An 11,873-nucleotide genomic window follows, 5' to 3' on the forward strand; every position below is an offset into this window, starting at 1 on the left:
AGAACCGTCATGGCAAACGCCAAGCGAACATCTCTATTCAGCAAATCAAGCGTAGCTACCGCACTGGCGGCGCTGCTGATGATGCCCTTGGCCGACGCCGACGTTCTGCGCATTGGCGTGGCCAGCGCCGGTGGTGGTGATCCGGTCACGTTCAGCGGCTCGTCATTGGCCATCGTGCGTAACCAGCAACTTCTCGAAAAAGCCTTCGCCGGCACCGACACCGAAGTGCAGTGGTTCTTTTTCAAAGGGGCCGGCCCGGCCGTCAACGAGGCGCTGTCCAATCAGCAACTGGACTTCGCCTACGAAGGCGACTTGCCAGCGGTGGTGGGTCGCTCGAACGGGCTGGACACCAAGTTGCTCGCCGCCATTGGCGTGCGTTCAAACGTCTACCTCGCCGTGCCGAAGGGCTCCGACATCAAGACCGTCGAAGACTTGAAGGGCAAGAAGGTCGCAGTGTTTCGCGGCACGAACGGTCATCTGGTTTCGATCAAATTGCTCGCCGACCACGGCATGACCGAGCGCGATCTGAAAGTGATCAATCTGGACAGCGGCAGCAGCCAGGCCGCGCTGGCATCCAAAGGCGTCGATGCCGCATTTGGAGGACGCGAGCTGTTCAAGCTGCGCGATCAAGGCCTGATAGACATCATTTTCGATAACCCCGACAACAACGTGCGCTACACGCGCCAATGTGCCTTGGTGGTCCGTGGCGATTACGAAAAGCAGCACGCCGACAATGTGCAGAAAGTCGTCAACGTGCTGGTCGACGCCGCCCGCTGGGAATCGGAAGCCGGCAACCGCGACGCCGTGCTCAACGAGTGGGCGAAAACCAACGAGCCGCTGGCCTCGTTGAAAGCCGACTTCAGCCGTCTGGATTTGCGCGACAGCGCCTCACCGCTGGTGGACGCGTTCCTGCGAGACCGCTATCAAGCCGTGGCCGATCAGGCCAAGGACGAGAAAATGATCCGCCGTCCTGTGAGCGTCGACGGCTGGTTCGACACCCGCTATCTGGAAAACGCCCTGAAGACTAAAGGCCTCGAGCACTACTGGACCGTCTACGGTGCCGACGGCAAGGCCGCGAATACGGCAACAGCATCGTCGGACACGTCCGTCAATAACGGAGGCTGAAACCATGGCCAGAACCACTGCCCAAGTGCTTGATCGCCAGCACATCCCGGCGAAACCCCTCGCGCCGGTCAAGCGGCTGCCGCCTTCACCGTCGCGCGCCCCTCGCCGTGTCACGGTGGTCAACAGCGGGACGGCCTGGCGGACCCGCACTGCGAACGTCGTGCTGGCATGGCTGCTGCCCATCGCGCTATTAGGCCTCTGGTACCTCGGCACTGAGCGCGGCTGGTTGTCGGAGCAAGTCCTGCCTCCCCCCGCTTTCGTCTACCAGACACTGCACGATCTGATCAGCAGCGGCGACTTGTGGATGAATGCCTCTGCCAGCCTCCAGCGTGTGCTTGTAGGGTTTCTGATCGGCTCGACACTCGGGATCACGCTGGGGCTGGCGATGGGCTTGTCGAAGACCGTTGAAGATTATGTGCTGCCGACGTTCAACGCGCTGGTGCAGATTCCGGTCCTGGGCTGGATGCCCTTTGCGCTGCTGTTGTTCGGCATCGGTGAGCCATTGAAGTACGTATTGATTGCCCACGCGGCGCTGGTGCCGGTGACGCTGTGCACGCTGCAAGCCTTTCATGAAGTGCCCAAGCGCCTGCTGGAGGTGGGCCGCGCGTATGGGTTCAGCCAACGCCAGATCGTCACCGATATTGTCCTGCCCTCCGCGGTCGCGCCGATCTTCACCGGTCTGCGCCTGGGCTTCACCAAAGCCTGGCTTTCGCTGGTGGTGGTTGAACTGCTGGCATCCAGCGAGGGGCTGGGCTACCTGATTGCCTACGGTCGGCAGTTGTTTCAGCTTGATCTGGTCATGGCCGCCGTTGTGGTGGTCGGCACGATCGGGTTGCTGATTGACCGCGGCTTCGAGTTCATCGAGCGGCGCCTCAACCGGGGCCGTCCGAGCAAGACCGGGAGGCTGGCATGAGCGCATTGGCAATTCCTCGAAACGCCCAGGCCCCGCGTTACCGTGGCTGGGTCCTGCCGATTGCGGCCGTGGCCGTCTGGTGGCTGGCATCCAGTCAGGGCTGGAGCAGTTCCGGCTTGTTGGTCTCTCCGCAAAAGGTCGCTGCCACTGCCTGGGAGCAAGTGACTTCGGCGCAATTCTGGCGCGCGATTTCTTCGAGCCTGACGCGTGACGTGAGCGGCTTCTTCATCGGCACCACGCTGGGCCTGGTGCTCGGCTGCCTCCTGGGGTTTTCACGTCTGTTCGAACGCCTGGTTGGCCCGAGTTTCAACACCTTCAAACAGATTTCCCTGTTCGCCTGGATCCCGCTGATCTCGGTGTGGTTCGGTTTGGGTGACGTCGCCAAAGTAGTGTTTCTGTCCCTCGCCGCGCTGGTGCCCGTGGTGGTCAACACCTGCGACGGTTTGCGCAGCGTGTCTCCGGCGCTTCTGGAAGTTGCGAAGGTGTACGGCTTCACCCGCTGGCAGACGATCATCGGCGTGATGCTCCCGGCCGCGCTGCCGTCGATCTTCACCGGCATCTACCTGGCGCTGGTGTATTCGTGGCTGGCGACCATCGGTGCGGAATACCTGCTGGTGTCGGGCAGTGGAATTGGCAACACGCTGATTGATGGCAGTGAGCACTTCATGATGGATCTCGTGCTGTTCGGCATGATTGTCATCGGGCTCGTCGGCTGGGGGCTCAACGTCCTGGCGCGCCTGCTCGAGCGACGCCTGCAACGGCTGTACGGCATCGTCCCACGCTGAGGCGAGCGGCGCTCAATCGAGCCTCACGCGTCGTTTAACCGAATCTGAAAAGGAAGTAACCATGTCCGCCACTCAACCGCTCCCCCCTCAGCCCGCCGCCCGGCCGCTCGGCAACGGCCTGCGCCTGGAAAACATCAGCAAGCACTTCACCAGTGCTGGGGCCAATACCCAATTGCAGGTATTGGATAACGTGCAACTGGACATCGCCCCCGGCGAGTTCGTCACCATCGTCGGCGCCAGTGGCTGTGGCAAATCAACTTTGCTGAGGCTGATTCTTGGTCTGGATGAGGCGTTCGACGGGCGCATCCTGCTGGACGACAAGCCGTTCAGGGGCACCGGCCTTGAGCGCGGCATCGTGTTTCAGGATCACCGGCTGTTTCCATGGCTCACGGTCGAGCAGAACGTCGCTGTCGGTCTGAAGAACGCTCCACTGAGCGCGGCGCAAAAACGTGAGACGGTGCGCGAGCACATTCAGCTGGTCGGCCTGCAGGATTTCACCGAGTCCTACCCCCACCAGATTTCCGGCGGCATGGCGCAGCGTGTCGCCATCGCCCGCGGGCTGGTGAATCGACCCAGCGTGCTGCTGCTCGACGAACCCTTTGGCGCCCTGGATGCGCTGACTCGCACGCGGATGCAGCGCGAGCTTCAGCACATCTGGCAGCAGGAAAAAATCACCATGGTCCATGTCACCCATGATGTGGATGAGGCGGTGTACCTCGGTGATCGGGTCGTCGTGATGCAACCGCATCCGGGGCGCATCCGACGCATCGTCGACATCGACCTGCCGCGCCCGCGCAATCGCAGCGACGCACGTTTCATCGCCCTGCGAGATGACGTGCTCAGCGATTTTGCGGAATTAGCGTAGCGGCGAAGACGGCCTTCGATCCGTCTTTCACGCCGATTGATCCACCGAGACCCGATTGCGGCCGTTCTTCTTGGACTCGTACAGCGCCTGGTCCGCACGCTCGATGAGCAGTTTGTAGTCATCCATGGGCGAGGTCATGTCTGCGACGCCCAAGCTGATGGTGCAGTGAATGGCTTCGCCTTCCTGCATCACATCCAGCGCCTCGACGGCGGCGCGCAGACGCTCGGCGAACATCGCGCCGCCTTGTTTGTCGGTATCGGGCAGGAGCACTGCGAATTCCTCGCCGCCGTAACGGCCGGCGATATCAGCGTCTCGCGTGAGCTCACGGACCACGTCCGCTACCCGCTGAATCACCCTGTCGCCGCATTGGTGCCCGTAGGTGTCGTTGACGCGCTTGAAGTGATCGATGTCGAACATCACCAGCGTCGCCGAGGTGCCATAACGCACGTGCCGGGCATGCTCCAGGCGCAACGCCTCCTCCCAATGGCCGCGGTTGTAAAGGCTGGTCAGCCGGTCAGTGCTCGACAGCTTTTGTAGCTCGCGATTGGCGGCCTGCAACTGCAGCCGGTTCGTCGCCACCTCGGTGACGTCGTAAATCACCAGGCACACATGGGTGACCACGCCGGTGGTGGAGCGCAGCGGCAGCAGCGTGGTGTTCTGGTACATGAATTCTTCTTGCCCGGTGATGGGCTGATAGCTGGGGAAGCGAACCAGATAAGGGCGCTGCTCCCAAATGGTGAACGCTGGCGTGCCCAGCGTCATCACGCTGTCGATCTTGTTTTTCAGCCAGCGCTCATTGATCTCGGGGAACAACGAGAAGAACGAGCGGTTGGCCGCTTTGTAAGACAACACCCCGGAACGGTTCTCCATGAAGGTGTTCCAGACTTGAACCTGATAGGCCTGATCCAGCACCACCACGCCGACATCAATGCTCTGCGTCACGGTCAGCAGCCAGTGCAGTTCCTTGAAATCAATTAGATCACTCATGGGTCAGCTCATCAGATGTTCGAGTTTGCGCGACATCAGCTCGACCGATTCTTCGGTGAACAGCATCAAGAGATCGAAGTGGATGTTATGGCCCTCAAGGCTGTAGCTGATTTCCACAGCCAGCGTTTTTTTCCAGCGCCGCTCGTTCGAGCGGATCAGCTCTTCAATACCGCTGTGCAGTCCCAGCACTTGAGGGTGGCTTTGTGAGAACGCGACGTCGAGTTGTTCCGCGATTCCGCTCAGGCAGGCGCCGATCAGGATGGACGAGAGGTCGAGAAGCATCTCCATGTCGGAATAATCGGCATCGTCGATTTTCATCAACTGCGCCATGTCGGCGATTTCAGAGTCATGAAACAGCAACAGCGCTTCGCCGGCGATGCCGCCCCCGATATAGCCCTGGCAGACCGCTGTGAGCCGGTCGTTTGCCTGGGCATCGGCCAGCGCCATGTGCAATTCCCCCACCTCCAGCATGTTGACGTTAGGGACCGGCAGTTGCACAAACACGCCCAACACCCGCGCCAGCAGCGCTGCCGCGCGTCCCATCGCGACGTTAACGGTCTCGCGGAAGGCATCGTGGAAACTGATTGGGGTCTGGTCGGCGCTCGCTGGGGGAATCAGTGGCTGATTGGCCGTGTGCCCTAACAGGCCCAACCGGCGAAGGGTCTGCTGCAGCTCGTTTGGATCGGCCGGCTTTTTCACGAATGCCAGCGCGCCCAGTTCCAGCGTACGGCGCACGGCTTCTTCCTGAACGTCGCCGGAGACGACAATGACGCTGGTTTCCAGGCGTTCCGCACGGATGGCGGCCAGCGTCTGGTAGCCGTCCATGTCAGGCATTGTGAGGTCCAGCAGCACCACGCGGCCCAACCCCTTACGGATCGCCTCGATCCCTTCGCGCCCGTTGGTCGCAGTCGTGACCGACACATCCCACTCGGGCGGCAGGGCTTTGATCAACTGCTTCCGCGCCATGTTTGAGTCGTCGCAAATCAGCAAGGGAACTGGGGGCATCTACTTCTCACAGCAAAGGAATTTCAGATCAGGTACGGTAAATACCAGCATGCCGCTGGAAGGAGGCATCGCTCAGACGCACTGTAGCTGCATCCCAGGCTGGCGGCGAGTGGGTAGATTCTCTACTCCATTCACAACGGGCTGCGTCACATGCAATTAATGTGCTCGCCTGGCACGGAGATCGCAGACGGATAGAGAAAGAATGGGCGAAAAAAAGCCCCGACGCGAGCGCCAGGGCTTTTACAGGCCACATCTTCGTGGCCTTTCGCATGAACCTTGAATCAGTCGGCTGACGACTTTCCCACTGTCAGCCGGCTATTGCGCAGGTTCTCGCGAGGGAGTTACTCAGCCTTCAAGCCATCAGCCGAAACAGCTTTAACGCCTTTGATTTTCTTGGTGATTGCTACAGCAGTAGTTTTTTGTGCTTCGGTAACAGCAACAGTCGACGACAGGGAAACCACGCCTTTGTTGGTCTCAACCTTGATGTCGGAGCCTGGAATGCCTTTTTCAGTCAGCAGGTCAGATTTGACTTTGGTGGTGATCCAAGTGTCGGAGGTCGCTTCTTTGGTTTTGGCAACTTCGTTTGCAGCTACAGTCATCGGAGCCTGAGCAGAGGTCTGAGCCATGGCTACGTTGGCCATAGTCAGAGTCAGAGCAGTGGCGGTAGCAGCAGCAATAGCGAACTTCTTCATACGGGTAACTCCTGTTTTTCTCAGAATCTGCGCCAATCTGGTTGGCTGCAGGGTTACTGTTATATCGCAAGCGGTGTGCCAACCTTTCCGGCGCAGTAAAACCCTTATAAATCAACGGCTTATATTTTAGCGGATCCACGTCCGTCGTGCAGATTGCCCGCTTTGCTAAAGTTCCGCTTGCAAGTTGCATGTTCTGACGAGCTGCTCGCGTTCCAAGCCCATCGCTAAGCCCTTAATCGCGCTCAAAAAAAGAGCCCCGTAGGGCTCTTTTCAACAGCGGCGGGCGGAAAGGTTAAACCCCCGATGCCTTGGCAGCTGCTACGTCTTTGATCGACAGCTTGATGCGGCCGCGGTTATCCACGTCCAGCACCAACACTTCGACTTCCTGACCTTCTTTCAAGATATCCGTGACTTTCTCGACACGAGCGTCGCTCAACATCGAGATGTGCACCAGACCGTCTTTGCCCGGCAGGATGTTGACGAACGCGCCAAAGTCGACGATGCGCTCAACCTTGCCGATGTAGATCTTGCCGATCTCGGCTTCTGCCGTGATACCCAGAACGCGCTGACGTGCAGCTTCAGCCGCTTCCTTGGTTTCGCCAAAGATCTTGATCGAGCCGTCGTCTTCGATGTCGATCGACGCTTTGGTCTCTTCACAGATCGCACGGATGGTCGCGCCGCCTTTGCCGATGACGTCGCGGATCTTGTCGGTGTCGATTTTCATCGCAATCATGGTCGGCGCGTTTTCCGACAGCTCGGTGCGCGACTGACCGATGATGGTGTTCATCTGACCGAGGATGTTCAGACGAGCGTCCAGCGCCTGGCCCAAAGCGATCTCCATGATCTCTTCGGTAATGCCCTTGATCTTGATGTCCATCTGCAGCGCGGTAACACCTTTGGCGGTACCGGCGACTTTAAAGTCCATGTCGCCCAAGTGGTCTTCGTCACCCAGGATGTCGGTCAGGATGGCGAACTTCTCGCCTTCCTTGACCAGACCCATGGCGATACCGGCAACCGGCGCCTTCATCGGAACACCAGCGTCCATCAGAGCCAGCGAAGCGCCACAGACCGAAGCCATGGAGCTGGAGCCGTTTGACTCGGTGATCTCCGATACAACGCGGATGGTGTAAGGGAACACGTCGGCAGCAGGCAGCATGGCCTGAACCGAACGGCGTGCCAGACGGCCATGACCAATTTCACGACGACCTGCGCCACCCATGCGACCGCATTCGCCCACCGAGAACGGAGGGAAGTTGTAGTGCAGCATGAACGGGTCTTTCTTTTCACCTTCAAGGGTGTCGAGCAACTGAGCGTCACGCGCGGTACCCAGGGTCGCCACAACCAGCGCCTGCGTTTCACCACGGGTGAACAGCGCCGAACCGTGAGTCTTCGGCAGGACGCCGACTTCGATGTTCAGCGGACGTACAGTCTTGGTGTCACGACCATCAATACGTGGCTTGCCGTTGACGATGTTTTCGCGAACGGTGCGGTATTCGATTTCACCGAACGCTGCTTTGACTTCGCTGGCGGACGGGCTGCCGTCTTCAACGGCCAGCTTGGCGACGACCTGATCTTTCAGCTCACCCAGGCGGGCATAGCGATCGGCCTTGACAGTGATGGTATAGGCCTCGGAGATCGCTGTGCCGAACTCGGAGCGGATAGCGCCCAACAGCTCAGTGGCTTCAGCTTTCGGCGCCCAGTTCCAGGTTGGCTTGGCAGCTTCTGCGGCCAGCTCTTTGACGGCCTTGATGACCGACTGGAATTCGTCATGGGCGAACAGCACGGCGCCCAGCATCTGGTCTTCGGTCAGTTCTTTGGCTTCCGATTCAACCATCAGTACCGCTTCTTCGGTACCGGCAACGACCATGTCCAGGCTCGATGCTTTCAGTTGCTCGTAGGTCGGGTTCAGCAGGTAGCCGGTGCTCTCATGGAAGGCAACGCGGGCTGCGCCGATCGGGCCGTCGAACGGAATGCCCGAGATCGCCAGGGCAGCCGAGGTACCGATCATCGCAGCGACATCCGGATCGGTTTTCTTGCTGGTGGAAACGACGGTGCAGACAACCTGCACTTCGTTCATGAAGCCTTCTGGAAACAGTGGGCGGATCGGACGATCGATCAAACGCGAAGTCAGTGTTTCTTTTTCGGAAGGACGGCCTTCACGCTTGAAGAAGCCACCAGGGATCTTGCCTGCGGCGTAGGTCTTTTCCTGGTAGTGAACGGAAAGAGGGAAAAAGCCTTTGCTTGCGTCTGCATGTTTGGCGCCGACCACAGTCACGAGAACGGTGACGTCGTCGTCAACGGTGACCAATACAGCACCAGAAGCTTGACGGGCGATACGGCCAGTCTCGAGGGTTACGGTCGATTGACCGAATTGAAATTTCTTGATTACCGGGTTCACGGTTTCCTACCTTCTTTGTGGCTCTTGGGGAACTGGTTTCTTGCGAATTCTTGGGCGGCGAGGGGAATCGGACCCTTCGGCAGTCCAGATACAACTAGAGGCTGGGAGCCCGCCAGCCCACCGGTAAAACCGGCGGAACATGACGACCAACCAACCTCTATCCGAGTCGTTATTAGCGACGCAGACCCAGACGACCGATCAGGGCGCTGTAACGGCTAACGTCCTTACCTTTCAGGTAATCCAGCAGCTTGCGACGCTGGTTTACCATACGGATCAGACCACGACGGGAGTGGTGGTCCTTACCGTTGGCCTTGAAGTGGCCTTGCAGTTTGTTGATGTTGGCGGTCAGCAGTGCAACTTGCACTTCTGGCGAACCAGTATCACCAACAGCTTGCTGGTAGTCGGTTACGATCTGAGCTTTATCTTCAACGCTGAGTGCCATGTGGGCATTCCTTTTATCAAGAAACCGCTCCAGGAAGACGGTTTCAACAGGCCGAGAGCAAACTCTCGTATTTAAATGTGAGGAGTGACCATGCCTGTTGACAGCCACCCTCATACCGCCGTGCCAGGAAACCCTGCCGCGACGGGTTCGGTCACTCTGACCGAATCAGTCGACGCGGCGCAATGCGCCCGTCTTCGCTCACTTCACCGATTCCGATGAAGCGTCCTTCATGATCCTGCACCCGCACCATGCCAAACTTCGGCGCGTCCGGGGCTCTTACTGGCTGACCGTGCAGCCAGTAAAACGAACTGTGCTCGGAGAACTGCAGCAGCGGCCAATCCAGCAACCCGCTGTCCGATGGCATGAGAAAGCGATCTACCGCTTCGTTGCCGCCTTCGGCATGCACAGTTTCCAGCTCTTCCAGCGTTACTGTCTGGGCCAGCGTGAAAGGACCGGCCTGCGTGCGACGCAACTGGGCGACGTAAGCACCGCAACCGAGCTTCTCACCAATATCTTCCACAAGGGTACGAATATAGGTGCCTTTGGTGCAGTCCACAGCCAAACGCGCCGTCTCACCCTCACACGCCAATAATTCCAGGCGCGCAATAGTAACAGAACGCGCTTCACGCTCCACCACTTCCCCGGCCCTGGCCAGTTTGTATAACGGCTGACCGTCTCGCTTGAGGGCGGAGTACATCGGTGGTATCTGACTGATATTCCCGCGAAATGCCGGCAATGCCGCTTCGATATCCGCGCGACCAACGGTCACCGGCCGCGTCTGCAGGACCTCTCCTTCGGCATCGGCCGTGGTGGTGGTCTTACCGAGCTGCATCAGGGTTTCATAACCCTTGTCGGAGTCGAGCAGATACTGGGAAAACTTGGTCGCCTCACCGAAGCACAGCGGCAGAACGCCGGTTGCCAACGGATCGAGACTGCCCGTATGGCCGGCTTTTTCCGCATTGAGCAACCAGCGTACCTTCTGCAGCGCGGCGTTGGACGTGAAGCCCAGCGGCTTGTCGAGCAGGATGATCCCGCTGACGTTACGGCGAATACGCTTGACCTGAGCCACGCCTTATTCCTCCGGACCGTCTTGTTTCGGGGTGGCTTGATGCTGGCCATCTTCAGCTACTGCACGTTCGATCAATGCCGACAAATGCGCGCCACGGGCGACGCTTTCATCGTAATGGAAATGCAGTTGCGGGACGCTGCGCAGCTTCATCTCACGCGCCAGCTGCATACGCAGGAAGCCCGCAGCGGCGTTGAGCACCTTGATCGACTGTGCGATCTCTTCCGCGCTGTCCTGCCCCATGACGGTCATGAAGATTTTCGCGTGACCGACATCACGGCTGACATCGACGGCTGTGATGGTGACCAGCCCCACGCGGGGGTCTTTGATTTCACGACGGATCAGCTGTGCCAGCTCACGCTGCATCTGATCGCCGATACGTTGGGTACGGCTGTATTCTTTTGCCATGTCTTGTTACCTGTCACTGCTGACCCATGGCAAAAGCCATGTGGTCTGAAAGCGGCAAACGCCCGGCCTAGCGAGAGCCGGACCGGGCGTTGCGTTTAGAGTCCATGACTGCCACCGGGCATTTTCATGCGGCGAAAGCCATGACTCCTGAAGCTCGCGATTTAGAGGCTGCGAGCCACTTGGACCTTCTCGAAGACTTCGATCTTGTCACCGACCTTGACGTCGTTGTAGCTCTTGACGCCAATACCGCACTCCATGCCGGCACGTACTTCGGAAGCGTCATCCTTGAAGCGGCGCAGGGATTCCAGCTCGCCTTCGAAGATAACGATGTCTTCACGCAGTACACGGATTGGACGGTTACGGAAGACAACGCCTTCGATGACCATGCAACCTGCGATCGCGCCGAATTTCGGCGAGCGGAACACGTCGCGGACTTCAGCGATACCCAGGATATTTTCCCGAACGTCACTGCCAAGCATGCCGGTGAGGGCCTTCTTGACGTCTTCGATGATGTCGTAGATGACGTTGTAGTAACGCATATCCAGACCTTCCTGCTCGACGATCTTGCGAGCGCCAGCATCGGCACGCACGTTAAAGCCGAACAGTACAGCGTTGGAGGCCAGTGCCAGGTTGGCGTCGCTTTCGGTGATACCACCGACACCGCCGCCCACTACGCGCACTTGCACTTCGTCATTACCCAGGCCGTTCAAGGCGCCGTTCAACGCTTCGAGAGAACCACGGACGTCAGATTTGAGGACGATGTTGAGCGTCTTCTTCTCTGCCTGGCCCATGTTCTCGAAGATGTTTTCCAGCTTGCCGGCGTGAGCACGGGCCAGTTTGACTTCGCGGAACTTGCCTTGACGGAACAGAGCCACTTCACGAGCCTTCTTCTCGTCGGCAACCACGCTCATCTCATCGCCTGCATCCGGCGTACCGTCCAGGCCGAGAATCTCGACAGGGATCGACGGACCGGCTTCCTTGATTGGCTTGCCGTTCTCGTCGAGCATTGCCCGAACGCGACCGTAGTTAGAGCCAACCAGAACCATGTCGCCCTGACGCAGCGTACCGTCCTGAACCAGAACAGTAGCGACAGGGCCACGGCCCTTGTCCAGGCGCGATTCAACGACGACACCACGACCCGGAGCCGACGGCGTTGCCACCAGTTCCAGAACTTCGGCCTGAAGCAG

Annotated in this window: 12 protein-coding genes; 4 read left to right on the plus strand and 8 right to left on the minus strand. The window is 59.1% G+C overall.

What is annotated here, in order from left to right; translation table 11 throughout:
* The first annotated feature begins 9 nt into the window (after nt 1–9).
* From VF672_RS14815 to VF672_RS14830, 4 genes are all read left to right on the plus strand, one after another.
* Nucleotides 10–1,125, plus strand: a complete 1,116-nt coding sequence (locus VF672_RS14815) for an ABC transporter substrate-binding protein (protein WP_331105323.1) — start codon at nt 10–12, stop codon at nt 1,123–1,125.
* A 4-nt stretch (nt 1,126–1,129) separates the two neighbouring features.
* Nucleotides 1,130–2,038: an ABC transporter permease gene (locus tag VF672_RS14820; RefSeq protein WP_331105324.1), complete on the plus strand. Its 909-nt coding sequence runs from the start codon at nt 1,130–1,132 to the stop codon at nt 2,036–2,038.
* A complete protein-coding gene (locus tag VF672_RS14825; protein WP_331105325.1) occupies nt 2,035–2,823 on the plus strand; it encodes an ABC transporter permease in 789 nt (262 codons plus the stop codon). The genes VF672_RS14820 and VF672_RS14825 overlap by 4 nt, the downstream gene beginning before the upstream one ends.
* Before the next feature lie 61 nt (nt 2,824–2,884).
* Nucleotides 2,885–3,688, plus strand: a complete 804-nt coding sequence (locus VF672_RS14830) for an ABC transporter ATP-binding protein (protein ID WP_331105326.1) — start codon at nt 2,885–2,887, stop codon at nt 3,686–3,688.
* A 27-nt stretch (nt 3,689–3,715) separates the two neighbouring features.
* Here the strand turns inward: VF672_RS14830 and VF672_RS14835 are convergent, their stop codons facing one another.
* From VF672_RS14835 to infB, 8 genes are all read right to left on the minus strand, one after another.
* Nucleotides 3,716–4,675: a GGDEF domain-containing protein gene (locus tag VF672_RS14835; protein WP_331105327.1), complete on the minus strand. Its 960-nt coding sequence runs from the start codon at nt 4,673–4,675 to the stop codon at nt 3,716–3,718.
* Between the two features lie 3 nt (nt 4,676–4,678).
* Complete coding sequence (locus tag VF672_RS14840; RefSeq protein WP_331105328.1) at nt 4,679–5,680, minus strand: response regulator; 1,002 nt, start codon at nt 5,678–5,680, stop codon at nt 4,679–4,681.
* Nucleotides 5,681–6,021: 341 nt separating this feature from the next.
* On the minus strand, nt 6,022–6,372 hold the full coding sequence (locus VF672_RS14845) for a BON domain-containing protein (protein WP_074888508.1): 351 nt from the start codon (nt 6,370–6,372) through the stop codon (nt 6,022–6,024).
* A 292-nt stretch (nt 6,373–6,664) separates the two neighbouring features.
* Nucleotides 6,665–8,770, minus strand: a complete 2,106-nt coding sequence (gene pnp, locus VF672_RS14850; protein WP_331105329.1) for a polyribonucleotide nucleotidyltransferase — start codon at nt 8,768–8,770, stop codon at nt 6,665–6,667.
* 172 nt (nt 8,771–8,942) lie between these two features.
* On the minus strand, nt 8,943–9,212 hold the full coding sequence (rpsO, locus tag VF672_RS14855) for a 30S ribosomal protein S15 (protein ID WP_037015114.1): 270 nt from the start codon (nt 9,210–9,212) through the stop codon (nt 8,943–8,945).
* Nucleotides 9,213–9,363: 151 nt separating this feature from the next.
* Nucleotides 9,364–10,281, minus strand: coding sequence for a tRNA pseudouridine(55) synthase TruB (gene truB, locus VF672_RS14860; RefSeq protein WP_331105330.1), 918 nt, complete (start codon nt 10,279–10,281; stop codon nt 9,364–9,366).
* Between the two features lie 3 nt (nt 10,282–10,284).
* Entirely contained in the window at nt 10,285–10,686 is a 402-nt protein-coding gene (rbfA, locus tag VF672_RS14865) for a 30S ribosome-binding factor RbfA (protein WP_331105331.1), read from the minus strand.
* Nucleotides 10,687–10,847: 161 nt separating this feature from the next.
* Nucleotides 10,848–11,873 (minus strand): translation initiation factor IF-2 (gene infB / locus VF672_RS14870; RefSeq protein ID WP_331105332.1); only part of this gene is annotated, 1,026 nt, incomplete at its 5' end.

It is taken from the genome of Pseudomonas sp. (assembly GCF_036387035.1).
Taxonomy (GTDB): domain Bacteria; phylum Pseudomonadota; class Gammaproteobacteria; order Pseudomonadales; family Pseudomonadaceae; genus Aquipseudomonas.